Genomic DNA, 25,030 nt, shown 5'->3' on the forward strand with positions numbered 1-25,030 from the left:
TGTCAGGACGTGAGTGTCAGGACGTGGGTGCCGGGGGCGGTTGTCAGGACGTGGGCTGCAGGAAGCCGGCCGCCGTCAGCACCTTCTGGCCCTCCGCGGACCGCACCAGCTCGATGAACGCCTTGGCCGCGGCCGCGTTGCGCGCGTCCTTGAGCAGGGCGATCGGGTAGTCGTTGATGGCGTTGGCCGACTCGGGGAACTCCACGCCCTCCACCTTGTCACCCGCGGCCTTCACATCGGTCTTGTACACGACCGCCGCGTCGGCCTCCTTCAGCTCCACCTTGGTCAGGGCGCTCTTGACGTCCTGCTCGTAGGAGGCGGGGGTGAGCTTCAGCCTGCTCGCGGTCAGCGCCTTCTGCGCGGCGGCGCCGCACGGCACCGTCTTGTCGCACAGGACAACCTTGAGGCCGGACTTGGTGAGGTCCTTCAGGGAGGCGATCTTGTCCGGGTTGCCGGGCAGGGTGGCGATCTCCAGCTGGTTGCGCACGAAGGTGGCGGGGGCGGTCGCCGCGTCGTTCTTGTCGGTCACGATCGCCATCGTCTTCGGGCTGGCCGCGGCGAAGACGTCCGCCGGGGCACCGCCCGTGATGCTCGCGGCGAGGGAGTCGCTGCCGCCGAAGCTGAAGGTGACCTTGGTGCCCGGGTGGGCCTTCTCGAACTCCTGGCCGAGAGCCGTGAAGCTCTCCTTCAGGGAGGCGGCGGCGAACACGGTGACGGTGCCGGAGAGCTTCGGCGCGGAGGACGCCGAGGCCGGCGACTTTGTCTTGTCGGAGGAGTCGGACTTGCTGTCGGAGGAGGAGCAGGCGCTCAGGGCCAGCAGCGCGGCGGCACCGACGCCGGCCACCTGCAGGGTCCGGGTGGTGCGGCGGGTCCGTCGCGCGGATCGGGTCATCACGGATCTACTCCCTCGGGAACTCTGAGGCTCGCTGAAGCCTCCGTCGTGATCTTCAGTCATGAGCTCACGTTCTGTTGTGCGCTGATCATACTTCCGCATGTGCGAGCTTTAAGTCTCCTGTTGCATCGCATGAGCTGTGCGTACAGCCTTCGGATGTACGCATGTGCGTTTGCACGGGACCGCCCGCTGGGTACGGTCCTGCGGGAGGTGCTGCCCAGTGAGCCAGTCCCTGACACAGCCGACGCCGCCGGCTCCCTCGCTCGCGGAACTCGCTCTGAGCGGCGACCTCGCCCGGCCGGCCCGGCTGACCGTGCCCGACCTGTTCGCGTGGCCCCGGCACCGGGTCCGGGTCAGCTTCGAGTGCGCCACCAGCGGAGTGCGGCACCACGGTTTCGAGGGCCCGCTGCTGCACGACGTGCTGCGGGACGCCGGGCCCCGCTTCGATCCGGCCCGCCGCAAGGACCGGCTGCGCTTCCTCATCGCGGTGGCGGGTGCGGACGGTCACCACGCACTGCTCACCTGGGCCGAGATCGACCCCGACTTCGCGGGCGCTCCGGTGCTGCTCGCGGTCGGCATCGACGGCACCCCGCTGGACCGGGCGGGTCCGCAGCTGGTCCTGCCGCAGGACCGGTGCGGGGCCCGGCACATCAGCGGTATCAACGCCATCCGGGTGGAAGGCCGTTACCCGTCCTGGTCCGACGAGACCTCCGGCTGACCGCCCGAGCCGGTCCGGGTTCGCCCGTCGCGGTCGTGAGCCGCGGTCGGAGGCGTGAGCCCGACCGGCCGGGGCGTGAGCCCGACCGCCCGGGGCGTGAGCCCGATCGCCTGGGCGCGAGGCCGGTCCCAGGGTCGTGACAGGGCCGCCCCGCGTCTGCGACCCTGGCCCGCCTACGGGAGGTGGCGCGTGCTGCTGCGTCAGCTGGAGTACCTGGTCGCGCTCGCCCGGGAGCGGCACTTCGCCCGCGCGGCGGCGGCCTGCTTCGTGTCACAGCCGTCGTTGTCCGCCGCGATCCGTCGGCTCGAACACGAGCTGGACGTGCCGATCGTGCGCCGTGGCCGACGGTACGAGGGGCTGACCCCGGAGGGCGAGGTGGTCCTGGCCTGGGCGCACCGGATCCTCGCCGAGCGGGACGCCCTGCGCCAGGAGCTGTCGGCGCTGCGCGGCGGTCTGACCGGCACCCTGCGGCTCGGCATCGTGCCCACCGCGCTGCCCGCCGCGTCCCTGCTCACCACCCCGTTCTGCGAGCGTCACACGCGGGCCCGGGTCAGCCTGGAGTCGCTGTCGTCGGCGCAGATCACACACGGGCTCGCCGAGTTCGAGCTCGACGCGGCGATGACGTATCTCGACGACGACGACCTGCGTCACGTACGGCGCTTTCCGCTGTACGAGGAGCGGTATGTGCTGCTCACCCCGGTGGACGGTCCGCTGGCCGGCGCGGCGACCGCCCGCTGGGCGCAGGCGGCCGGTCTCCCCCTGTGTCTGCTGAGCCCGCGGATGCGCAACCGCCGGATCATCGACGAGTGCTTCGCCGCGGACGGTGCGCGGGCGGCTCCGGCGATCGAGTCCGACACTGTCGCCGGGCTGTACGCGCAGCTGCCCGGGGGCCGTTGGTCGAGCGTGATCTCGCACGCCTGGCTGCACATGTTCGGGGTGCCGCGGGGGATGCGGGTGGTGCCGCTGGAGGGTCCCGCGCACGGGCCCCGGGTCGGCATCGTGGTCGCGCGGCACGAGCCCGAATCGGTGCTGGCGCAGGCGCTGTTGAAGGTAGCGAGGGAGGCGGGGGTGCGTGACGCGCTGGACGCACTGCTGAAGACGCATCTGGGGGAGGCGGGTTCATAGCCCGCGGCTATCAGCACATAGCAACGTTCGCTTTGACCAGGGAATTTGACTTCGAGGATGGTGAAAGCACCTTACGGACAACGGAGTTGAGGAGAGCCGCGACATGGCCAAGGTGCTCTGCGTGCTGTACGACGACCCGGCCGACGGATACCCGACGACGTACGCCCGGGACGACCTCCCCGTCATCGGCCACTACCCCGGCGGCCAGACCGCGCCCACTCCCAAGGGGACGGACTTCGTCCCGGGGCGGCTGCTCGGCAGCGTGACCGGCGAACTCGGGCTGCGCCGCTTCCTGGAGGAGCGCGGTCACACCCTGGTCGTCACCTCCGACAAGGACGGCACCGGATCGGTCTTCGACCGGGAGCTGCCCGACGCGGACGTCGTCATCTCGCAGCCGTTCTGGCCCGCGTACCTCACCCCCGAGCGCATCACGGCCGCCAGGAACCTGAAGCTGGCGGTCACGGCCGGGATCGGCTCCGACCACGTCGACCTCGACGCGGCCATCGCGCACGGGGTGACGGTCGCCGAGGTGACGTACTGCAACAGCATCAGCGTCGCCGAACACGTGGTGATGACGACGCTCTCGCTCGTCCGCAACTACCTGCCCTCGCACCGGGTGGTGCTCGACGGCGGCTGGAACATCGCGGACTGCGTGGCCCGTTCGTACGACCTGGAGGGCATGCACGTCGGCACGGTCGCCGCCGGACGGATCGGGCTCGCGGTGCTGCGGCGGCTCGCGCCCTTCGACGTGAAGCTCCACTACACGGACCGGCACCGGCTGCCGGAGGCGGTCGAACGGGAGCTGGGGCTCACCTTCCATCCCACCGCGGCCGACATGGCCCCGCACTGCGACGTGGTCACCATCAACGCGCCGCTGCACCCGGAGACCGAGGGACTGTTCGGTGACGAGCTGCTCGCCACGATGAAGCGGGGGGCGTACCTCATCAACACGGCACGGGCCCGGATCGTGGACCGGGATGCGATCGAACGAGCTTTGGTCAGTGGGCAGTTGGCCGGTTACGCGGGCGACGTCTGGTATCCGCAGCCGGCGCCCGCCGACCATCCCTGGCGCACCATGCCGCACCACGGGATGACCCCGCACATCTCGGGTTCCTCGCTCTCCGCGCAGGCCCGCTACGCGGCGGGCACCCGGGAGATCCTGGAGTGCTGGCTGGACGGCACCCCGATCCGCGACGAGTACCTGATCGTCGACGGGGGCGCGCTGGCGGGGACGGGAGCCCACTCGTACTCGACGACGGTCTCCTGACCCCGGCGCCGACTCGTACTCGACGACGGTCTCCTGAACCGGTGGCCGTTCAGGCGCGGTCGATGTGCACGTTGGTCGACTTGACCCGGGCGGTGGCCTCCACGCCGACTTCCAGGCCCAGTTCCTCGACGGCCTCCCGGGTCAGCAGGGAGACCAGCCGGTGCGGTCCCGCCTGGATCTCCACCTGGGCCGCGACGTCGCCGAGTTTGACGGCGGTGACGATGCCGGGGAAGGCGTTGCGGACGGACGTGTAGGAGGTGACGCCCTCCTCACCACCGGCTCCGGCCAGCTCCACCGAGAACGCGGCGAGATCGCGCCCCTCGATGAGCCGCCGTCCGCTCTCGTCCCGGTGCGTGGTCACCCGCCCGGCGTCCGCCCAGCGCCGGGCGGTGTCGGGGCTCACCCCGAGGAGCCGGGCGGCCTGGCCGATCGTGTAGGACTGCATACGCGCGACGATAGGCAGGCGGTCCTCGCACCTGCAAGCCGAACCCCGGGCGCGGTGCGAGCCGGTCCGGACAGGGCGGCAGCCGGTCCGGTCCGGGCGAAGGGCCCCTGCCCGGACCGGCTGCCGCCGTCAGTCGAGCCTCGGCACTCCCGACTGCTCCACCTTGATGTGCCTCGCCCAGAACTTCCCGAAGGCCTTCTTGATGATCGGCTCGGCCTTCGCCGGGCGGTCGACGCCGAAGATTACATAGCCATTGACGTCGGGGCCCACCGTGTACAGCTTGAACCGGCCGTCCCAGCGGTCCATGTCGTGGCTGATCCGGTCGACCAGGGCGTAGGTCTGCTGCTGGGTGACGTCCGTGTCGTGGATCCGCACCTTCACCCCCTTGATCGCGTGGCTGCAGATGTCCGCGTCGAACGCCTTGGACGGGATGCGGTACACGTTCACGGCGTTCCCGCGCTCGTCGACCGACACGCCGGTGAAGACGCTCTTGTAGCGGGTCCCGCCCCTCTTGTCGGCGTGGATCGTCACCCGGAGCGGGGAGGACTCCCTGCCGGGCAGGCTGTGCGTCGGCCGGGTGCCGACGCACACGGTCGTGTGCTCCGCGACGGGTGTCCGATCGCTTCCCGCGTCGGCGCTCGACCCCTGAACCGTCATGAGTGCCACGGCAGTTACCGCCACGCCGCCGCCGCTCGCCCTGATCCTGCTTCGCTTGTTCATGTTGCTCCCCGTCCGCCATCCGGTGGTACGGGGACGCGGCAGACGCCGCATCCGTTCAGCGGGAACCGCACGGCCGGGTCCGCCCTCCTACCAGTTGTACGCCCCCGGCTGGCTCGGAGAGGAGCCTTCGTTGGCCCGTCAGCTGTCCCGCCGCAGGTTCATCGTCCACACGCTGGCCGCGTCCACGTTGACCGTCGCCGCGCCGCTCGGCTGCGACGCCTCCCCGGCGGAGGGCGCCGAGCCCACCTCGGGACCCTCCGACGTTCTGGTGACCGGCACCGACGACGAGATGCTGGTCCTGGAGGTCACCGCCGCCAACAAGGTCGTCGTCCGGCTGCCGCGGGTCGAGGTCGGCCAGGGCATCACCACCGCGGTAGCCATGATGATCGCCGAGGAACTGGACGCCCGGCTCGCCGATGTCGAGATCCCCCTCGCCGAGGCCCGGACTCGCGGCAACCAGTTCACCGGCGGCTCGAACTCGGTCGGTTCGCTGTACGGGCCCGCCCGCGCGCTGGCCGCCACCGCGCGCGCCAAACTGGTGACCGCCGCCTCCCGGCGCTGGCACGTACCCCCGGGCAAGCTGCACACGCGGGACACCATGGTCGTCGCGCCCGACGGCCGTACGGCCATGTTCGGATCGCTGACCGCGGCCGCCGCCCGGATCCACCGGCCCGCCGTGTCCACCGACCCCAAGCCGGCCTCCCGGCACCGGGTGATCGGGCGGCCGACATCCCGGATCGACGCGCGTGACATCGTCACCGGCAGGGCGAAGTACACCGGCGACCTGGCGGTGGCCGGGGCGAAACCGACCGTGGTGGCCCGGCCGCCGACGCTCGGCGGGAAGGTCCGCTCACTCGACGACCGGGCCGCCCGCGCGCTGCCCGGCGTCCACGCGGTCGTCAGGATCGAGGGCGGTGTCGCCGTCGTGGCCGACACCTTCCACCACGCCTTCAAGGCTCGGGACGCCCTGCGGATCACCTGGTCGCCGGGCCCGCTCGCCGCACTGTCCGACGTGGACGTACGGGCCCGGCTGCGCGCCGCCGTCCCGCCGCTCGGCACCCCGCTGCTCGGCACCCGGCAGGTGGGCGGCGAGTTCGAGTTCGCCTTCGTCGGACACGCCCCGATGGAGGTGCTGACCGCGGTCGCGGACGTACGGGAGCACAGCGCCGAGATCTGGTTCTCCTCCCAGACGCCGATGGACGCGCGCGACACGATCGCCTCGGCGACCGGGCTGCCCGCCTCAAAGGTCCGGGTCCATGTCCTGCGCGGCGGAGGGTCGTTCGGGCGCCGGCTCACCTACGACGCCGCCGTCGAGGCGGCCCTCGTCTCCAAGGCGGCCCGCCGTCCGGTGAAGCTGATGTGGAGCAGGAGCGACGACATGCGGCACGGCCGGATGCGCCCGGCCAGCCACCACCGCATCCGGGCCAGCCACGCGGGCGGCCGGGTCGTGGCGTTCACGCACATGACGGCGTCGGTGAGCGAGTCGTACGAGAAGCCGGGCGTCACCGCGCAGGGCGGTGTCACCGCCATGGGCGCCAGGGCGGGCGGACCGCTGCCCAGCGACAGCGGGCTCTACAACTTCGGCCGTGTGTCCGGCGATTCTGGATCGGTGGGTCTCGCCATGCCGCTGGGTGCCTGGCGTTCCGTGGACTCCGGGACCATGCGCACCGCGGAGGAGATCGTCGTCGACGACATCGCCCGGAGCCTCGGCCAGGACCCGGTCGCGTTCCGGCGGACGACACTGCGCGGCAAGGCGGTCAGGGCCGTGCTCGACCGGGTGGCGGACGCCGGGCACTGGGGCCGGAGCATGCCGGACGGGCACGCACAGGGCGTGGCCGTGCACGAGGAGTACGGCTCCTGCGTGGCCTGCCTGGTCGAGATCGACGCCCGTGACCCGAAGAACCCGCGGGTCACCAAGGTGGTGATGGCCGCCGACGTCGGAACGGCCGTCAACCCCCGCGGACTGGAGGCCCAGCTCATGGGCACCGCCGTCGACGGCATCTCCACCGTGCTCACGGCCGGGCTGCACCTCGACCGGGGCGCCGTCCGCGAGGGCAGCTTCGCCGACTTCCACTGGGCCCGTCATCGGCACGCGCCGCTGCACTTCGAGGCGCACATCATGCCTTCCGGAGGAGACCCCGGAGGAGCCGGCGAACTCGGTGTTCCCGCGGCGGCCGGAGCGGTGGCCAACGCCTACGCCCGGGCGACGGGAACCCGTCCCCGCCGTTTCCCGATCAGTTTCTGAGGCTTCCTTCCGATTCCTTTCCGACCCCCTTCCGAGACCCGTTAGAGGTGCAGGTACCGATGCCGCTCCGGAGAGAGTGCTGATGCCGTCCTACTCCTTCGTGCTCAACGGGAAACAAGTCACCGTCGAGGCACCCGCGGACATGCCCCTGCTGTGGGTGCTGCGCGACCTGCTGGAGGTGACCGGGCCCAAGTACGGCTGCGGTGTCGGTGTCTGCCGGGCCTGCACCAGCCATCTCGACGGCGCGGAGTTCCAGCCCTGTGTCGTCCCGGTCGCGGACTGTGCGAGCCGTGAGGTCACCACCATCGAGGGCCTCGCCGACGGCGACCGCCTGCACCCCGTGCAGCAGGCCTGGCTCGACTGTGACGTCTCCCAGTGCGGCTTCTGCCAGCCGGGCCAGATCATGGCCGCCGCAGCCCTGCTCAAGAAGACCCCGAACCCCACGGACACGGACATCGACCGCATCGAGAACGTCTGCCGCTGCGGCACCTACTCCCGCATCCGCGAGGCGATCAAGAAGGCTTCCGTGCAGGGGTGACCGTACGTCCGCGCAGGACCGAGGGACGGGATCACGGCCGTACGGCGACGTCGTGATCCCGCGGGGAGCGATCGTGCCGCGAGTCAGCGGCCGCGGCCCCCGATGGCCGCGTAGGCGCGCAGGAAGAGGGCCTCGACCTGGGCCATGTGCTCGATCTCGGTCGGGTCGACACTCTCGTTGGGGGCGTGGATGAGGCAGCGGGGTTCCTCCACGCCCATGAGGACGATCTCGGCGCGCGGGTAGGTCTCGGCGAGGACGTTGCACAGGGGGATGGAGCCGCCCTGGCCGAGGAACGCCATGGGTCTGCCGTAGACCTCGTCCATGGCGCGGCCGAGCGCGGTGTAGGCGGGGCCGTCGGTGGCCGCCCGGAACGGGGCCCCGGTGCTCTCGTCCTCGACGGTGACCCGCGCTCCCCAGGGCGCGGCCCCGGTGAGGTGCCGGGTGAGGGCCGCGCGGGCTGCCGCCGAGTCGGTGCCGGGCGGGACCCGCAGGCTCACCCGGGCCCGTGCGGTGGCCGGTACGGCGGCGGCGGAGCCGACCACCGGAGGGCAGTCGATGCCGAGGACGGTGACGGCGGGGCGCGCCCACAGCCGGTCGGCGACCGTGCCGGTTCCGGTGAGACGGACGCCGTCCAGCACGCCGGCGTCCGCGCGGAACTGTGTCTCGTCGTAGCCGACCCCCTCCCAACTGCCTTCGCAGTCGAGGTCGTTGACGCGGGTGGCGCCGGTGGCCGGGTCGCGCAGGGTGGCGAGCATCTGGATCAGCGCGGCGAGCGCGTCCGGGGCGGGGCCGCCGAACATGCCCGAGTGCACCTCTCCGGCGAGCGTGTCGACGGTGACGACGACGTTGGCGAGCCCGCGCAGCGTGACGGTGGCGGTGCCCGTGCCGACCTCCGCGTTGCCGGTGTCGCACACCAGCAGCGCGTCGGCGAGGAACTGCTCCGGGTGCTGGGCCACGTAACTCTCCAGTCCGCCCGTGCCCTGCTCCTCCGACCCCTCGGCGACGAACTTCAGGCCGACCGGGATGTCGTCGCCGAGCGCCCGCAGGGCGGTCAGGTGCATCACGATGTTGCCCTTGCAGTCCGCGGTGCCGCGTCCGTACCAGCGGCCGTCGCGTTCGGTGAGGGTGAAGGGCGGGGTGGTCCAGGCGTCGTCGTCCAGCGGCGGCTGCACGTCGTAGTGGCAGTACAGCAGGACGGTGGGCGCGCCGGGCGGCGGCGGGCGGTGGCCGATGACGGCGTGGCTGCCGTCGGGCGTCTCGGCGAGGTGGACGTCACGCAGCCCCGCCTCGGTGAAGGCGTCGGCCACCCAGCGCGCGGCCCGATGGCACTCCTGGGACGGGTACTGGCGCGGGTCGGCGACGGACGGGATGGCGACCAGCTCGGCCAGGTCCGTCCTGGCCCGGCCCATCAACCCGGCCACTTTCTCGGCGAGTTCGGACACGTCACTGCCTCACGGTGTCGTCGGTCTTCAGGTCGTCGAGCTTGTCCTGGATCTTGTCCAGCTTGTCCGGGCAGTAGATCTTCATGATCGTGGCCTCCGCCGCGAGCGCCCTGCCGTCGCCGATGACAGGCCGCTGGCCCACGAACGCGGCGCCGTTCGACACGTTGATCTTCCACAGGGCCGACTTGAGGGCACTGGCGGGGTCGTCGCAGACCAGGCCGCCGTCGGTGCCCAGGAGGCCGGCGATCAGCGCGGTGTCGGGGCGGCGGTAGCCGGCCGCCACCGCGGCGTCGGCAAGTTCGTTGGCCTTCTGCGTGGCTTTGTTGTTCGTCGTGATGGCCGCGTAGCGCACGAGTCCGATCACGACGAGCGCGAGCAGCACGACGATCGCGCCGATGTAGATCCACTTGTGCTCGGAGGCGAACCGGGTGGGACTCATGACGCCGCTCCCTCCTCGCGCGCCGCCTCCGTCTGCCAGCTCGGCTTGCGGAACTTCAGGAAGGCCCACGGGATCAGCAGGCCGAGGAGGCCCAGGCCGCTGCCGATGATGACGACGTACACCAGCACGCTGCCGCCGCCGAACTGGGAGGGCGGCACGAAACCGATGACCATGGCCGCGGCCGAGGACAGCAGACCGACCACGCACAGCACATTGAGGGCGGGGACGCGGTAACCGCGCGGGTGGTCGGGCTGGTTCTTCCGCAGGCGCATCGCCGCGACGAACATCAGCAGATAGACGATGAGGTACACCTGCGTGGTGATCGTCGAGAAGATCCAGTACACGTTGGAGACGTTCGGGATGAACGCGTAGCCCAGGGCGATCACGGTGGTCACGGCACCCTGGGTCACCAGGATGTTCTGCTGGACGCCGAACCGGTTCAACTGCTGCAGGAACGGCGGCAGATAGCCCTCGCTGCGGGAGATCTCCAGCAGACCCTTGGACGGTCCGGCGAGCCAGGTCAGCATGCCGGCCAGTGACGCGGAGATCAGCATCACCGCCGCGATCGGGGTCATCCAGCCGATGTCGAAGTACGAGAAGAACGCGTCGAACGCCTGCATGACACCGGCGGTGAGGCTGGTCTGGCTGGAGGGCACCACCCAGCTGATCGCCAGCGCGGGCAGGATGAAGATCAGCAGCACCAGGCCCATCGCCAGGAACATCGACTTCGGGTATTCCTTCGCCGGGTTCTTGAGCGACGACACGTGGACGGCGTTCATCTCCATGCCGGAGTACGAGAGGAAGTTGTTCACGATCAGCACGAGGCTGGCCAGGCCCGTCCACTCCGGCAGCAGATGGCTGGCCGTCATGGGCGCGGCCGAGGGGTTGCCCTGGGCCAGGAAGACCATGCCGAGCACGACGAGGATCGTGCCGGGGATCAGGGTGCCGATGACCAGGCCCCAACTGGACAGCCCCGCGAGGGCCTTGGTGCCGCGGGAGGAGATCCAGACGCCGGTCCAGTACAGGACCATGATGACGATCGCGGTGTAGAGGCCGCTGGAGGCGAGGGCCGGGTCGATGACGTACGCGAGGGTGCTCGCCACGAAGGCCAGCAGGCTCGGGTAGTAGAAGATCGTCATCGCGAACTGGCACCACACGGCGAGGAAGCCGAGCGGCTTGGACAGCCCCTCGCTGACCCAGCGGTAGACACCGCCGTTCCAGCCCGAGGCGAGCTCCGCGGAAACCAGGGCGGTCGGCAGCAGGAACACGATCGCCGGGACCAGGTAGAGGAACACGCAGGCCAGCCCGTACACCGCCATGGTGGGCGCGGCCCGCAGACTCGCCACCGACGCCGTCGTCATCAGCGCCAGCGTCAGCCAGGTGAGTCGGGGCGCATCCGGGATCGTGGCGTGCGCGGCCCGCGCCGATTGCCGTGGCGCGTCCGCGGGCATGTCCATCGAGCTCATCGGACCCCTCCCTGGTCATGGGGCGAAAGAGTTGAGGCCAGCCTCCGGGCGCGTGAGTGGCATCGCGCGGCGGGTGAGCCGTCCGGGTGAGCAGCGGTCCTCGCCGGTCCTGGCCCGGTCTCATCCGTCCGGGTGGGCAGCGGTCTCTGCCGGCCCTGGCTGTTGCTCACCCGTCCGGGTGAGCAATGGGTGTCGCCGGTTCCGGCCGCCCCTCCTCACCCGTTCGGACCGCTTCGCTCGGCGTGCGGGCCGGGCGTTCCGCATGCTGGTGGCGGGACCGCGCGCACATCCCGGTGGGTGCCGGGCCACGCGTCGAGGGGAGGTGGCCGATGAAGCCGGACACGGTCGCCGCTCCGGACGAAGTCGCCGCGTTCCTGGCCCGGTTGACCGGCCTGCTGCTGCGGTCCAGCGGCGAGGGCGCCCACCTCTTCGAGCGGCCGTGATCAAGTCCTTGATGGCCTCCGTCGACGTGACCCGACGCTCCGCCGTCGGGCACCCGGGACCGGTCCGACGGTCACCAGCCCGTCAGCACCAGGTGGTTGAGGAGCAGGGCCAGGGCCGCCTGGGCGATGAGCCAGGCTCGGGGCCGGGGGAGGAATGCCCCCGCCGGGAGCATCCACATCACGAACGGCAGCCAGATGCGTTCGGTCTCGGCCTTGCTCATACCGGAGAGATCGGCGACGAGAAGGGCGAGCAGCGCCGCGATGACGAGGACGGCGAGACGCGGGGCGGGTCCGGTGGTGGCCGCGGCCTCCTCGTGGGCCGGGGTGGCCTGCTCGGGCGCGGGAGAGGGGTTCTCCAGCGCCGGAGACCGGTTCTCCGGTACGGGAGTCGTACGCAGCCGTACCGGCGCCGCCCCGATCCGCAGGGCCGCCGCCCCCGCCCTGCGCAGACCCGCCACGGACGCCGGTCCCGCGATCAGCACCGTGCAGGCGAGATTCGCCCAGACCCAGTAGCCGTACGGCCGGATACCGCCCGCCCCTTCGTAGTAGCGGGTGACCAACAGGCGGTACGTCTCCCACCAGTTGAAGCCGAGCAGGGTGAACACCAGCGGTACGACGGTGAGTCCGGCCAGGGTGTACAGGAGCGGCCGGAGCCTGGAGCGGCGCCCGAGCAGCAGGACGGCGCAGGCGATCACGGAGATCAGGGTCAGCCCGTAGGAGAGATACGCGGTGAGGCCGAGGAGGAGACCGGAGGCGAGGCCGGTCGTCCGCGGCCGGTGTCCCGTGACCGCGAGGGCGAGCAGGGCGAGGGCCCAGGCGGCCACGGCCGCGAAGTAGCCGTCCGCCGAGGTGCCCATCCACACGGCCGCCGGGGCGAGGGCGAGGAAGGGCGCGGCGCGCCGGGCGAGAGCCTCCCCGGCCAGGACGCGCACGGTGACGAGCACCGCCACCCCGGCCGTCGCGCCGACGGCGACGCACCAGACGCCCGCCCAGGCCCCGCCGCCCAGCCCGATCCGGTCGAGGAGGACGAAGGTGAGGGTGGCGGCCGGCGGATGTCCGGCGATGTGCGCGGGCCAGTGGTCGGGGGAGTGCAACAGGATGTGGTGGGTGAAGTCCCGCAGGGCGGCCGGGATGTCGTGGAAGCGGTTGACCGGGGAGATGACCTGGAGATATTCGTACCGCGCGGTGAGGCGCCGGGCCACGCCCCGCTCCCAGCCGTCGATCAGCGCGAGGGAGAACGTCCACACCGTCGTCGTGCCCCACACGGCGGACAGCAGCCGCCGCCAGGGCAGCCGTGCGGCGAGGAGAGGTCCGTAGGCCACGACCGCGACGGCCACGGTCATCGCGGCCGCGGTGCCGGGTCCGACATGCGGCCCCCAGCTCCCGTACAGCGGCGCGGCGCTGACGAACAGCGTGCCGTCGCTGTGCTCGATGACGTAGCCGACGATCACCGCCGTCAGGACGAGCAGCGCGGCGGCCAGGGCGGCGGCCAGGTCGCGCAGGACGTCCCGGGGCCGGTCGCTCAGCAGCGCGCGGGAAAGGTCGGGGGACCCGGCCCGGAACCGGACACGGGACAGGCACCGGGAAAGTGCTCGGGGAACGGCTCGGGGAACTGCCCGGGGAACGGCTCGGGGAGGAGCCGGGGGAAGGACCCGGGAAGGGTCTTCGGGGCGGTCGCGAGGCAGATCGCGGGAGAGGTCGCGGTTCACCCTCGCACGCTAGGCCGGGAGGCTCCGACAAGCGGGGCCACTGAGGTGGACGTCAGAGTTTCGTCATGGTTTGAGAACCCGTTCGGAGGGTGCCCCCGGCCTACGGTCGGGGCATGCCACGGTCTCCCTCGTCACCCGCGTTCTGGCGCAGCCCGCTGCGCGGTCCCTGGTTCACCTCCGTGCTCGGCGTGGTGCTGCTCGTCGGGATCACGGTGCTGTTCGTGACCGGGCTCCTGTCGTACGCGGCCTACAACCCGAACCTCTCGGCGGTGAACGACAAGACCCCCGACAAGGGGATCCTCGGGTTCTACCTCTTCCCCTGGCCGACCCGTCCGGTCTGGCTGTACCGCCTCACGCAGGGGGTGCACGTCACGCTCGGCATCGCGCTGGTCCCCGTCCTGCTGGCGAAGCTGTGGTCGGTCGTACCGAAGCTGTTCGCGCTGCCGCCGGCCCGATCGCTCGCGCACGCCCTGGAACGGCTCTCACTGCTGCTCCTGGTAGGGGGCGCGCTCTTCGAGTTCACCACCGGCGTGCTGAACATCCAGCTCGACTACGTCTTCCCCGGCTCCTTCTACACGCTGCACTTCTACGGAGCCTGGGTGTTCATCGCGGCGTTCGTGACGCACGCGGTCCTGCGGGTGCCGACGGCTTTCCGCAACCTGCGCCACGTCCGCCGTCCGAGCACGGGGCCGGCGAGTGGTTCGCCCGAGCGGGCGAGCGGCCTGCCCGGTGCGGGTGAACCGGCACGGCCCGAGGACGAGTTGGTGTCCCCGGACCCGCTGCCGCCCACCGTCTCGCGGCGCGGGGCCCTCGGATTCGTCGGAGGCGGGTCAGTGCTCCTGGTCGCCACCACGGCGGGCCACGGCTTCGACGGACCGCTGCGCGAAACGGCGCTGCTGGCCCCGCACGGCGGCGCCGAACCGGGCTCCGGACCGAACGGCTTCCAGATCAACAAGACGGCCGCGTCACGCGGCATCACCGCCACGGAGACCAGCGAAGAGGCCTGGCGCCTGGTCGTCACGGGGAAGGACCGCACGGTCCGGCTGAGCCGCACCGAACTCCGGGAACTCCCCCTGTACAGCGCCGCGCTGCCCATCGCCTGCGTCGAGGGCTGGTCGACGTCCGACCAGTGGTGGCGGGGCGTGCGGCTGCGGGACCTGGCGGGGCTCGTCGGCTACGAGAAGGACGCGGCCCCCGACGTACTGGTGGAGTCGTTGCAGCGGCACGGGGCGTTCCGGGTGGCCGCCCTGCGTGACAACCAGGTACGCGATCCGCGGTCCCTGCTCGCCCTGTTCGTCAACGGCGAGGACCTGACCCCCGATCACGGCTACCCGGCGCGGGTCATCGTTCCGGCCGCGCCCGGCGTGCTGAACACCAAATGGGTGGCCCGGATGACGTTCGGAGACCTGTGATGCGACGCCTCGACCCGCGGCGCTTTGACCCGCGACGCCTCGACCCGCGGCGACTTGAGCTGCGACGACGACTTGCGGCGCTGCGCCCGGCGACGCGTCCGCGCATCGGCCGGGACCTGATCGGCAGCCCCTTCCAACTCCTCCTGCTGGCCTGCACGTTCGCGCTCGCCGCCTACGCGGGGGTGCGGCTGCTCGCGGCCGAATGGTCCCGGGTGGCGCTCTGGTTCGTGGGCGCGGCGGTGCTGCACGACCTGGTCCTGGTGCCGTTGTACGCCGGTGCGGACCGGGCCGTCTCGGAGGCGCTGGACGCGACCGGGCACCGGGACCGGACGATGTACGTCCGTGTTCCGGCGGCCCTCTCCGGTCTCCTGCTGCTGGTGTGGTTCCCGCTGATCAGCGGGCAGGTCGCCGACCATTACCGGTCGGCGACCGCCCTGTCGGCCGACGACTTCCTGGCCCACTGGCTGCTGATCACGGCGGCGCTGTTCGCCGGGTCCGCGCTGCTGCTCCTCCTGCGGTCCGTCCGGGCGTCCCGCCGGGACCCGTTGCGCAGGGCCACGAAGGAACGTCCGCCCGCCGCCCACTGAGCGTCCGTGCGCCATCCGGCGCGCGCCGCGTGCCGGAGCAGGGCCGGGGTGCCGAGCCGGGCCCACGGGAAGGCGCCCCGGTCGCCCGACGCGCCATCGCCCGCGCCTGTGCCGTCGCCGGTGCCCTCGCCGTCGCCGGTGCCCTCGCCCCCGGGCTCGGTCCCCCCGGCCCCGGTCCCGGCCCGGGTCTCGGAAGCACCGTCGTCCGCGTCCGCGTCCGCGTCCGCGTCCTCGTCGTCGGTGTGCGTGGCGCGGACGATGCGGACGTCGACGCGTTCGTCGACGTCCGCGCCTGCCACGGTCTCGGCGATCAACAGGCCGCCCGGGGCGAGAAGTTCGGCCGTGCGACGCAGGAGGGCGGCCGGGTCGCCGCCGATGCCGATGTTGCCGTCGACGAGCAGGGCGGTGCCCCATCGGCCTTCTCCGGGTAGCGGCTCGAAGACGGACCGGTGCAGCGCCTGCCCGCCGAGCCGTACCGTGCGTGCCACGGCGGCCTCGCTGACGTCGATGCCGAGTGCGGGGCGTCCCCGCGCGGCGAGTTCCGCGACCAGTCTCCCCGGCCCGCACCCCACGTCGAGTACGGCGCCCTCGCAGTACGCCAGCACCTGCAGGTCCACCGCGTCGGCGCGGGCGCACCAGCGCTCCACCTCCAGGGGGAGCAGCCAGCCGTCCGTCCGCCGCAGGAACAGGGGTCCCCGACCGGCGCCCAGCGCGTCCGCGTAGGGATCAGCGGCCCAGGACCGAGCAGCCCGCCCGACCAGGGCCCCTCCTCCGGTCCCGTTGCCGCTTCCGGTCCCGCCGCCTCTTCCGGCTCCGCTGCCGCTTCCGGTTGCTGTTCCGGTCCCCGTGCCTGTCTTGGCCCCGGCCTCTGCCCCGGTCCGGCCGTCGATGCCGGTCCCGGTCCCGTTCGCAGCCTGGCTCCCGATCCCGGTGCCAGTCCCGTTCGCGGTCCCGGTCCCGGGGGAGGTCGAGATCCCGTTCCCAGTCCCAGTCCCAGTCCCAGTTCCGTTCCCAGTCCGGGTCCCAGCGCCAGTCCCGGACTCGGTCCTCGTCCCGGGCAGGGCCTCCGTCCCCGCGATGGGAACGGAGCTCCGTGTCGTGCTCGCACCCCGCGCGGTCGTCCCGCGTGTGCCGCTCATCGTCCGGCACCCCGCTGCCCGGCGACCGCGCCGGCATCACCGTCGGTACCGATTCCGGCCGGGGTTCCGGCGGCTTGCACGGCCTTGAGGCCGGCGATGAATCCCGAGGGCTGGTCGGCCGTTGTTCCCGGGGTCCGCCCCGCGGTCTGTCCGGGGGCCTGCCCCGGGACCGGCCAGGTCGCCTCGCCCGTGGACGGTCGGGGAACGTGTCCGGCGGCCGGTGCGGCCACCGCGCCGAGCCGGCCCAGCTCCGCCGCGAAGCCCCCCTCGGGCGCGACCGCCGCGACCGCCGTCGCGTCCGCGGCCGTGTCGACGTCCCGCAGGCGGGGCAGATCCCGTACCCGCAGCCCGGCCCCGACGAGTCGTTCCCGCTGCACGGCACCCGTCGTGTGCGTCGACATCGGTACGCCCCGCAGGAGCTCGGGGTCGGGTTCGGCGAGGCCCAGTGCCCAGAAGCCGCCGTCCTCGGCCGGCCCGAAGTACGCGTCGCAGTCCGCGAAGTCCACCGTGAGCAGGGCGGGCGTCACCTGGGGCGTGTCCATGCCGATGAGCAGCGCGGGCCCGTCGCAGCCCGCGAACGCCGCGGCCAGCCGCTCGTCCAGAGTGCCGGCGCACTGTCGTACGACGTCGAAGCCGGCCGGAAGCCAGGGGCCGGGCGCTCCTTCGAGCACGAGGACCCGGCGTCGCGCGGGCGTCGCCGCCACCGCGCGCAGGGTGTCCACGAGGGCCGCCTCGGCGAGCGTCGCCGCTTCCCGGGGAGTGAACGGCGGTGTGAGCCGGGTCTTCACCCGTCCAGGACGCGGTTCCTTGGCGATGACGAGCAGGGTGACGCTCACTGGACGGTTCCTCCTCGGGAGGGTGCGAAGGCCGACGACGCGGACGGCACCGAGGCAGGGACCTGAGCTCCGGCCTGGACTCCGGCCTGGACTCCGGCTTCGGCTCTGGCCTGGACTCCGGCTTCGGCTCTGGCCTGGACTCCGGCCTGAGCTCCGGCCTGAGCTCCGGCCTCGGCTCCGGTCCGGGCCTCGGTCCCGGCCTGGGCCGAGGAGAGGGCCGGGGAGTGGGCCTGAGCGGGGGCCGGGGCATGGGCGGGAACCCGTACGGGCGTGGGCGGTTCGGCCAGGACGCGGCGCATGTCCCGGACCGCCTGCCAGGTACCGCGCCAGGTGCCGGTGACCTTGGAGACACCGGTGCGGGCCAGATACGGCACGTCGTGCTCGGCGACGCGCCAGCCGGCGTCGGCGGCGCGGACGACCATCTGGAGCGGATAGCCGCTGCGCCGGTCGGTGAGCCCGAGGCCGAGCAGCGCCTCGCGGCGGGCTGCGCGCAGCGGACCGAGGTCGTGCAGGCGCAGCCGGGTACGGCGCCGCAGCATCCGGGCCAGCGCGATGTTGCCCGCACGGGCGTGCGCGGGCCAGGCGTCGCGCCCCTGCGGGCGGCGCCGGCCGAGCACGAGGTCGGCGTCGCCGGCCCGCACCTCGGCGACGAACGGCAGGAGCAGGGCCGGGTCGAGGGAACCGTCGCAGTCGCAGAAGCAGACGATGTCCGCGGTGGCCGCGGTCAGTCCCGCGTGGCAGGCGGCACCGAACCCGCGGCGCTCCTCGCGTACGACGGTGGCGCCGAGCGCGCGGGCCAGTTCCGCGGAGCCGTCCGTGGAACCGTTGTCCACGACCAGCGCGCGCCAGCCGGGCGGGATCCGCGAGAGCACCCAGGGCAGGGCGCCGGCCTCGTTCAGACAAGGAAGGACCAGGTCGACGTCCGGGTCCGGTACGGGAAAGGTCGTCACGGGCTTCACCTTACGAACGCGAAAGGGATATACCGGACTTCATGTCCTTACGAAACTCGGACGTCGGTCCCGACGAGCCGCACCGGACCGGGCCGGGTGGGACGCTGGATCCATGCATCAACCGCACGAATCCCCAGGTGCCGGACCTGCCCCGAGCGTGAACGGGGGTCCGGGACCGGTTGCGGACCCGCACCCGGGGATTGCTCCGAACACCCACCCGGGATCCGTCGCGAGTCCGCTCGGAGAGACCGCCGCGCCCGCTTACGCGGCGCGCACCCGGATCCTCGTCGTGGACGACGACCCGACCGTGGCCGAGGTCGTATCCGGGTATCTCGACCGCGCCGGGTATCTCGTGGACCGTGTCGCGGACGGCCCCGCCGCGCTCGCCCGTGCCGCCGCGCACCGGCCCGACCTGGTGGTGCTCGACCTGATGCTGCCGGGCATGGACGGCCTGGAGGTGTGCCGCCGGTTGCGCGGCCAGGGGCCCGTGCCGGTCATCATGCTCACCGCGCGCGGTGACGAGGACGACCGGATCCTCGGCCTGGAGGTCGGGGCCGACGACTACGTCACCAAGCCGTTCAGCCCGCGGGAGCTGGTCCTGCGGGTCGAGTCCGTCCTGCGCAGGACCCGGCCGGTGGCCGCCGCGCGCCCGCTGAGCGCCGCCGGTCTCACCATCGACCCGTCGGCCCGCCGCGCCACCAAGAACGGCATCGAACTCGCGCTCACCCTGCGAGAGTTCGACCTCCTCGCCTTCTTCCTCCGGCATCCTGGCCGGGCGTACGCCCGCGAGGACCTGATGCGCGAGGTGTGGGGCTGGGACTTCGGTGACCTGTCGACGGTCACCGTCCACGTGCGCCGGCTGCGCGGCAAGGTCGAGGACGATCCCGCGCGGCCCCGCCTGATCCAGACGGTGTGGGGCGTCGGCTACCGCTTCGACGACACGGAGGCGGCGGCCCGGTCCGCCGACGCCGGACAGACCCACCCCGCGCCCGAGGAAGAGGCCCGCCCGTGAACGACATACTGGTCATGGCTCTGTTCGCCTTCCTGGGCGCCGCCGCGGCCGGTCTGCTCGGGGCGGGCGCCCTCCGGCTGCTCCGGCGCCGCTCGCTCACGGCCTCCGTCGCGGTCGTCGCCGCCGTGGCCGTCGGCGCGATGCTCGCGGGAACGCTGGCGGTGGCATGGGCGATGTTCCTGTCCCCGCACGACCTGAGTGTGGTCACGACGGTCGTCGCCATGGCGGCCGTCGTCTCCCTGGCCACCGCGCTCCTGCTGGGCCGCTGGGTCGTGGCCCGCAGCAGGGCGCTGACTCTCGCCGCGCGCTCCTTCGGCGACGGCGGCGACTTCGCGGCCCCCGAGGGCCCGGCGACCGCCGAACTCTCCGCGCTCAGTCGCGAGTTGGCGGCCACCAGTCGCAAGCTGGCCGAGTCCCGCGACCGCGAACGCGCCCTGGAGACCTCGCGCCGTGAGCTCGTCGCCTGGATCTCGCACGACCTGCGCACCCCGCTCGCCGGGCTGCGCGCGATGTCCGAGGCCCTGGAGGACGGCGTGGCGGCGGACCCGAACCGCTACCTGCGCCAGATCCGTACGGAGGTCGAACGCCTCAACGGCATGGTCGGCGATCTCTTCGAACTCTCCCGGATCCACGCGGGCGCCCTCGCCCTGTCCCCCTCCCGCGTCTCCGTGTACGACCTCGTCGGTGACGCCCTCGCGGGGGCGGATCCGCTGGCCCGTGAGCACGGCGTGCGTCTGGTCGGCAACCGCATCGAGCAGGTGCCGGTCGAGGTGGACGGCAAGGAGATGAGCCGTGTGCTCGGCAACCTCCTCGTCAACGCCATCCGCCGTACGCCCGCCGACGGCACGGTCGCCGTCGCCGCCGAACGCTCGGACGTGGGCGTCGTCCTGTCCGTCACCGACGGCTGCGGAGGCATCCCGGAGGAGGACCTCCCGCGCGTCTTCGACACCGGCTGGCGCGGCACCCACGCCCGTACGCCACCCGCCGGAGCCGGCCTCGGCCTCGCCATCGTCCGCGGCATCGTCGAGGCCCACCGGGGCATGGCCGCCGTCCACAACGTCCCCGGCGGCTGCCGCTTCGAGGTCACCCTCCCGATGGCCGGGGCGTGAGAGACACCCCCGGCCTTCCGGCCGGGGCGCCGGCTCCCGAGGCCCTGACCCGCGCGTGGCACCCGAGGTCCTGACCGGCGCGTGGCACCTGAGGTCCTGACCTGCGCGTGCTACCGGAAATCCTGCCCGGCGCGCCCAGAGACCTGGACACCGGTGCGCGCGCCCAGAGTTCCGGCCGGCGCGTGGCCGCCGGAGGTCTGGCCGGGGCGCGTGTATCCGGAGGTCTCGGCCGGCACGCGTGTACTTCCGGAGTCTCGGCCTGCGCGCCTGCGCGCCTGCGCTTCCGGAGGTCCTGGGTGGCGCGCGTGCTGCCGGACGCGCTACTCCCCGCGCAGCGGTGCCGTCGCGAACTCCCGCATTCCCTCGGTGAATCCGATCTCCGCCTTCCACCCCAGCTCTGCCCGCAGCCGGGCCGAGTCCGCGGTGATGTGCCGTACGTCCCCGAGCCGGTACTCCCCGGTCACGACCGGCTCGGGCCCGCCGTAGGCGTCCGCCAGGGCCCGCGCCATCTCGCCGACCGTACGAGGCTCGCCGCTGCCGGTGTTGTAGACGGTGAGGGCGCCGTCCTGCGAACTCGCCTCCAGCGCGGCCACGTTGGCGGCCGCCACATCTTTGACGTGGACGAAGTCCCGCCGCTGGCCGCCGTCCTCGAAGACGCGCGGGGCCTCACCACGGGCGAGCGCGGACCGGAAGAAGGAGGCGACGCCCGCGTACGGGGTGTCGCGGGGCATTCCGGGGCCGTAGACGTTGTGATAGCGCAGCGACACCGCGGTGCCGTCCGTCGAGCGGGCCCACGCCGCCGCGAGATGCTCCTGGGCCAGTTTGGTCGTCGCGTACACATTGCGCGGGTCGACGGGAGCGTCCTCGCCCACCAGACCCGGCGTCAGTTCCTCGCCGCAGCGCGGGCACCGCGGCTCGAAGCGTCCCGCGTCCAGATCGGCGCCGGCGCGCGGCCCCGGCCGCACCACCCCGTGCCACTCGCACGCGTACCGCCCCTCCCCGTACACGACCATCGACCCGGCGAGCACGAGCCGCCGTACCCCCGCGTCCGCCATCCCGGCGAGCAGCACGGCCGTACCGAGGTCGTTGCGCGACACGTATTCGACCGCGTCGCCGAACCCGACGCCGAGGCCCACCATCGCGGCCTGATGACACACCGCGTCCACGCCGTTCAGCGCTCCCGCGACGGCCTCGGCGTCCCGCACGTCGAGTCCGTCCCGCAGGTCGAACCCGACCGCCTCGTGCCCCCGCGCGCGCAGCGCCGCGACGACCTGACCTCCGATGAACCCGGCCCCGCCGGTAACCAGTACACGCATGAGCCGAACGCTAGAACCGTCACCCCGTCGGGCGGCACCACCACGCCCACCACGTCATCGCAGCGTAAGACCTGGGTTGACGGCAGGACCCGGATCGACGGCGCGCCCGGCACCGGCGGTTTCCGGCCCGGGGCGGAGTCGTGCGTGGTCACATGCGCGGCCGCGCGGTCACATGCGCAGCAGCCGTTGGGTGATCTCGCGGTACTGCCGCAGCGCGTGGCGGAGTTCGTCGGACTGCGTCTCGGGGTCCTGGCCGTGCCAGCCCTCGTGGAGGGCGCGGCGCCGTTCCGTGAGGGCGCTCATGAGCTGGGCCGCGGCCTCGTCGAACGCGGTCTCGGCCTCCTCCAGCGCCTCACGCGGGCTGTGCGCGAAGGTGTTGAGGGCGTGGTGGAGCCGCTGGGTGAGTTCGGCCCGCTCGTCCGCCCCGAGCAGGGGCTCCGGGCCCGGCGTGCGACGCCCGGCGGAGCCGGGTTGCCTGTCCGGGGGCTGCTGGGCGCGTGTCTGGTCGTACATCATCGTGGGCCACTTCCTGTACGTCGTACCGGCGGGGCGCGTAGAGAGACCGGGTGGCGACGATCATGTCGCAACGATCGTGTCGAGCCGATCGGGTGGTGCCATCGTGTCGTGACGATCGCGTGGTGACACGATCGCGTCGCGGCGATCGCATCGTGATGATCGGGCCCGGCGTTCCGGAAGGGTCATCACTGCGGTGATCACGGCCGCCAGGGTCACCCGAGAGGCATGGGCTGCACACCGGGCTGTCAGTCAACGCCGGGCGACCCCCTGTGTCAACGCGATCCCGTTCCGGGTCGCGGACGCACTCCACCCTTGGCTGTCGCTCGGGGGTGCCGATTTCGGGGTGTCGATTCCGGGGTGTCGATTCACGCGGCCGGACGATCTGCCGGCTGCGGACGCGTTCAGCCTGCGTTGGACCCCTCCGGTGCCGTCTGCGCGGCGCGCCGGTACTCGGCGTTGATGCGCTGAGCCTCTTCGAGCTGGTCCTCAAGGATGACGATGCGACAAGCGGCCTCGATCGGGGTTCCCCTGTCGACGAGTTCCCGCGCGCGGGCGGCGATCCTCAGCTGATAGCGGGAGTAGCGACGGTGGCCGCCCTCCGAGCGAAGCGGAGTGATCAGGCGTGCCTCACCGATGGCTCGGAGGAAGCCCGGTGTGGTGCCGAGCATCTCGGCGGCCCTGCCCATCGTGTACGCGGGGTAGTCGTCGTCGTCGAGACGACCACTGAGTGGAGTTTCCGCTGTCATTTCACCTCGTTGTGGCACGCGTCGAGGGGCCCCGTTGCCGTACGGCACCAGGGCCCCGAAGGAAATTGAACACCATCTGCCGGCTCTACTGCGGAGCCGACCGTCTGTTTCCGCTACCGGGCCCGAGCGAGGGGCGGGTGAGCGGGGATCGTGTAGGCGTGACCGGGAACCACCGTCCATTCCGGGTTCTTGCGGTACCCGGACCGGGATTGCTCACCGGCCGGGCGATCCTGATGGCGTCTGCTTCCTCCGTCCTTCCGCTGTCTCGGGTACCGGCCGAGCCGGCAGCGAACTCCTCCGGCCCGACGATGTCTCTACAAGAAACCCTAATCACGCCACCGTCCGATGTCTACCGTGGCAAAGGCAGATTTCGAGCGGCTCAAGGCCCAGATATTCTGCGGCACACGGCGACCGGCCCAGCGAGCGACACGGCGAGCGACACAGCGACCGCCCCAGCGAGTGACACGGCGACCGCCCCAGCGAGCGACACAGCGACCGCCCCAGCGACCGGCCCAGTGAGCGACACGGCGACCGCCCCAGCGAGTGACACGGCGACCGCCCCAGCGAGCGACACAGCGAGCGGACGGGCCGCTGAATAGAATGGACTTCCATGTCGAACCCTGACGAGCTCCTCGTTGACATCTCCGCCATGGTGGAGTCCGGGCACAGCACGCAGATGTCGTTGACCGTGGTCGTCGGCGGCGCCGTCATCACCGGCCGACTGGCCCCGGAGGCCGTGTGGCGGGAGCGGGTGTCGGAGGTCCTGAAGGACTCGGACCGTCTCGGCCCGTTCTCCGACGTCTTCGCCCCCGACCGGACAGCGGGCGGGGGTGACCGCGCAGGGTCGCCGACCCATCTGCACTTCCATCTCGCCCGCATCCTGCAGGGCAGCGTCGGGATTCCCGACACCGGCGGGATGTACCGCGTCGCGATCGAGCACGTCAGCGCCTGGACCGTGGGCGACTTCAGCTACTCCGACCAGTGAAACGCGATGAGGGCCCCGCCGACCGTGTCGGCGGGGCCCTCATCGCAGTCCTGATGCAGGCGGAGGTCCTCAGAGCTCGAGCGGGTCGGGGCTGCCGAGCAGTGCCGAGGCGTTCTGGAGCGGGCTCAGGGCGGGCGGGGGCGTGGCCACCTCAGGGGTACGGCAGGTGAAGCCGAGACGGGCCATGGCCCGGGTCACTTCGCCGCTCGTGAAGTCGCGGCGGTCCTGGCGGGTGATGACCTCGCCCACCTGCTTGACGGGGTAGTGGCAGCGGCCGATGATCACGGACTCACCCGTGATCGGCTCGGGCTTGATCCCCTTCATCGACTCCAGCACACCACTCTTGGTGAGGTCGAACGGGAAGCGGGCGATGACACAGCGCATGATGCCTCACAGATAGCGGGAAAAAAAGGGCCCGAGCGGCGAGCCGGGCCGAGCGGGTCGGCCGGGGACGGCGGGACGCTCAGTGGGAGAGGGCGAGAACGCCCGGGGTGCGGCGGGCGCCGAGGACGTCACGTACGCGGACCCGGTCCGTGTACGCGGAGCCGTCGCGGACGACGGCGAGCTGGGCCTCGGTGACCGAGCCCGTGCACTGGTCGTCCTCGTCGCAGACGAGGAGATATCCGACACGGGCGCCCGCCATGACGGACAGCGCCACCTCGACGGTCATGTCGCCCCGCACCCGCAGCCCGGAGGCGTTCCCCAGGTCGACGACGACGGGGGTCGGGACGAGTCCCGAGAAATGCGGCTGCATCTGAACGAGCGCCAAAGGGGGCCTCCTGCGGGGTGAGTGCGGGGTGAGCGTGGCGAACGGTGGAGGGTGACCATTGTCCGGCGCCAGTGATCGGTGACCAGTGAACGGTGACTGGTCACCATCGAATACTGACCGGCAACCGGTGACTGACGAACGGTAACCGGCAACCGGTTACGGCGAAGGGTGATCATGACCGCCGATCAGTGACCGCCGATCTGT

Annotated in this window: 22 protein-coding genes and 2 pseudogenes; 9 read left to right on the forward strand and 15 right to left on the reverse strand. The window is 72.1% G+C overall.

What is annotated here, in order from left to right; genetic code table 11:
• Positions 1-43: 43 nt before the first annotated feature.
• Complete coding sequence (gene modA, locus N4G66_RS25620; RefSeq protein WP_261706545.1) at positions 44-892, reverse strand: molybdate ABC transporter substrate-binding protein; 849 nt, start codon at positions 890-892, stop codon at positions 44-46.
• Positions 893-1,112: 220 nt separating this feature from the next.
• On the opposite strand from modA, the gene N4G66_RS25625 reads away from it, so the two are divergent.
• The 3 genes from N4G66_RS25625 to N4G66_RS25635 all read left to right on the forward strand — a co-directional run bounded on the left by N4G66_RS25625 (position 1,113) and on the right by N4G66_RS25635 (position 4,002).
• Entirely contained in the window at positions 1,113-1,610 is a 498-nt protein-coding gene (locus N4G66_RS25625; RefSeq protein WP_261706546.1) for a molybdopterin-dependent oxidoreductase, read from the forward strand.
• 189 nt (positions 1,611-1,799) lie between these two features.
• Positions 1,800-2,735 (forward strand): LysR family transcriptional regulator, encoded by a 936-nt coding sequence (locus N4G66_RS25630; RefSeq protein WP_261706547.1) that lies wholly within the window; start codon positions 1,800-1,802, stop codon positions 2,733-2,735.
• 103 nt (positions 2,736-2,838) lie between these two features.
• Positions 2,839-4,002 (forward strand): NAD-dependent formate dehydrogenase, encoded by a 1,164-nt coding sequence (locus tag N4G66_RS25635; protein WP_261706548.1) that lies wholly within the window; start codon positions 2,839-2,841, stop codon positions 4,000-4,002.
• A gap of 49 nt (positions 4,003-4,051) precedes the next feature.
• Here N4G66_RS25635 and N4G66_RS25640 read toward each other — a convergent pair whose 3' ends face one another.
• Positions 4,052-4,447 (reverse strand): TOBE domain-containing protein, encoded by a 396-nt coding sequence (locus tag N4G66_RS25640; protein WP_261706549.1) that lies wholly within the window; start codon positions 4,445-4,447, stop codon positions 4,052-4,054.
• Between the two features lie 129 nt (positions 4,448-4,576).
• The gene (locus N4G66_RS25645) at positions 4,577-5,167 is read right to left on the reverse strand and encodes a hypothetical protein (RefSeq protein ID WP_261706550.1); all 591 of its coding nucleotides are present in this window, start codon (positions 5,165-5,167) and stop codon (positions 4,577-4,579) included.
• Positions 5,168-5,327: 160 nt separating this feature from the next.
• Here N4G66_RS25645 and N4G66_RS25650 point away from each other — a divergent pair, with 160 nt between their 5' ends.
• On the forward strand, positions 5,328-7,412 hold the full coding sequence (locus N4G66_RS25650) for a xanthine dehydrogenase family protein molybdopterin-binding subunit (RefSeq protein ID WP_261706578.1): 2,085 nt from the start codon (positions 5,328-5,330) through the stop codon (positions 7,410-7,412).
• A gap of 82 nt (positions 7,413-7,494) precedes the next feature.
• Positions 7,495-7,950, forward strand: a complete 456-nt coding sequence (locus N4G66_RS25655) for a (2Fe-2S)-binding protein (protein WP_261706551.1) — start codon at positions 7,495-7,497, stop codon at positions 7,948-7,950.
• A gap of 83 nt (positions 7,951-8,033) precedes the next feature.
• Here the strand turns inward: N4G66_RS25655 and N4G66_RS25660 are convergent, their stop codons facing one another.
• From N4G66_RS25660 to N4G66_RS25675, 4 genes are all read right to left on the reverse strand, one after another.
• Positions 8,034-9,392, reverse strand: coding sequence for a dipeptidase (locus N4G66_RS25660; RefSeq protein ID WP_261706552.1), 1,359 nt, complete (start codon positions 9,390-9,392; stop codon positions 8,034-8,036).
• A 1-nt stretch (position 9,393) separates the two neighbouring features.
• Entirely contained in the window at positions 9,394-9,831 is a 438-nt protein-coding gene (locus tag N4G66_RS25665; RefSeq protein ID WP_261706553.1) for a hypothetical protein, read from the reverse strand.
• Positions 9,828-11,297 carry an APC family permease gene (locus N4G66_RS25670; protein ID WP_261706554.1) on the reverse strand — a complete coding sequence of 490 codons (1,470 nt, stop codon included), beginning with the start codon at positions 11,295-11,297 and terminating at the stop codon, positions 9,828-9,830. The genes N4G66_RS25665 and N4G66_RS25670 overlap by 4 nt, the downstream gene beginning before the upstream one ends.
• Before the next feature lie 514 nt (positions 11,298-11,811).
• Positions 11,812-13,269, reverse strand: coding sequence for a hypothetical protein (locus tag N4G66_RS25675; RefSeq protein ID WP_261706579.1), 1,458 nt, complete (start codon positions 13,267-13,269; stop codon positions 11,812-11,814).
• 293 nt (positions 13,270-13,562) lie between these two features.
• Here N4G66_RS25675 and N4G66_RS25680 point away from each other — a divergent pair, with 293 nt between their 5' ends.
• Positions 13,563-14,861: a molybdopterin-dependent oxidoreductase gene (locus N4G66_RS25680; RefSeq protein ID WP_261706555.1), complete on the forward strand. Its 1,299-nt coding sequence runs from the start codon at positions 13,563-13,565 to the stop codon at positions 14,859-14,861.
• 415 nt (positions 14,862-15,276) lie between these two features.
• Here the strand turns inward: N4G66_RS25680 and N4G66_RS25685 are convergent, their stop codons facing one another.
• From N4G66_RS25685 to N4G66_RS25695, 3 genes and pseudogenes are all read right to left on the reverse strand, one after another.
• A complete protein-coding gene (locus tag N4G66_RS25685) occupies positions 15,277-16,209 on the reverse strand; it encodes a class I SAM-dependent methyltransferase (protein WP_391858881.1) in 933 nt (310 codons plus the stop codon).
• A 599-nt stretch (positions 16,210-16,808) separates the two neighbouring features.
• A pseudogene (locus N4G66_RS25690) lies at positions 16,809-17,423 on the reverse strand (TIGR04282 family arsenosugar biosynthesis glycosyltransferase); the annotation flags it as partial.
• A gap of 272 nt (positions 17,424-17,695) precedes the next feature.
• Positions 17,696-18,382: pseudogene (locus tag N4G66_RS25695) on the reverse strand (glycosyltransferase family 2 protein); the annotation flags it as partial.
• 103 nt (positions 18,383-18,485) lie between these two features.
• On the opposite strand from N4G66_RS25695, the gene N4G66_RS25700 reads away from it, so the two are divergent.
• The gene (locus N4G66_RS25700) at positions 18,486-19,385 is read left to right on the forward strand and encodes a response regulator transcription factor (RefSeq protein ID WP_261706557.1); all 900 of its coding nucleotides are present in this window, start codon (positions 18,486-18,488) and stop codon (positions 19,383-19,385) included.
• A gap of 14 nt (positions 19,386-19,399) precedes the next feature.
• Positions 19,400-20,494: a sensor histidine kinase gene (locus N4G66_RS25705; protein ID WP_391858882.1), complete on the forward strand. Its 1,095-nt coding sequence runs from the start codon at positions 19,400-19,402 to the stop codon at positions 20,492-20,494.
• A gap of 320 nt (positions 20,495-20,814) precedes the next feature.
• On the opposite strand, the gene N4G66_RS25710 is transcribed toward N4G66_RS25705, so the two are convergent.
• From N4G66_RS25710 to N4G66_RS25720, 3 genes are all read right to left on the reverse strand, one after another.
• Positions 20,815-21,810 (reverse strand): NAD-dependent epimerase/dehydratase family protein, encoded by a 996-nt coding sequence (locus tag N4G66_RS25710; RefSeq protein WP_261706559.1) that lies wholly within the window; start codon positions 21,808-21,810, stop codon positions 20,815-20,817.
• Positions 21,811-21,978: 168 nt separating this feature from the next.
• Entirely contained in the window at positions 21,979-22,326 is a 348-nt protein-coding gene (locus N4G66_RS25715) for a hypothetical protein (protein ID WP_261706560.1), read from the reverse strand.
• Positions 22,327-22,727: 401 nt separating this feature from the next.
• Positions 22,728-23,072: a helix-turn-helix domain-containing protein gene (locus N4G66_RS25720; RefSeq protein WP_261706561.1), complete on the reverse strand. Its 345-nt coding sequence runs from the start codon at positions 23,070-23,072 to the stop codon at positions 22,728-22,730.
• A gap of 610 nt (positions 23,073-23,682) precedes the next feature.
• Between N4G66_RS25720 and N4G66_RS25725 the strand changes: the two genes are divergently transcribed.
• The gene (locus tag N4G66_RS25725; protein WP_261706562.1) at positions 23,683-24,057 is read left to right on the forward strand and encodes a hypothetical protein; all 375 of its coding nucleotides are present in this window, start codon (positions 23,683-23,685) and stop codon (positions 24,055-24,057) included.
• A gap of 69 nt (positions 24,058-24,126) precedes the next feature.
• Here N4G66_RS25725 and N4G66_RS25730 read toward each other — a convergent pair whose 3' ends face one another.
• Positions 24,127-24,441: an SCO5918 family protein gene (locus N4G66_RS25730; protein ID WP_261706563.1), complete on the reverse strand. Its 315-nt coding sequence runs from the start codon at positions 24,439-24,441 to the stop codon at positions 24,127-24,129.
• 79 nt (positions 24,442-24,520) lie between these two features.
• Positions 24,521-24,826 (reverse strand): CBS domain-containing protein, encoded by a 306-nt coding sequence (locus tag N4G66_RS25735; RefSeq protein WP_315903690.1) that lies wholly within the window; start codon positions 24,824-24,826, stop codon positions 24,521-24,523.
• Between the last annotated feature and the right edge of the window lie 204 nt (positions 24,827-25,030).

It is taken from the genome of Streptomyces rhizosphaerihabitans (genome assembly GCF_025399795.1).
Classification (GTDB): domain Bacteria; phylum Actinomycetota; class Actinomycetes; order Streptomycetales; family Streptomycetaceae; genus Streptomyces; species Streptomyces rhizosphaerihabitans.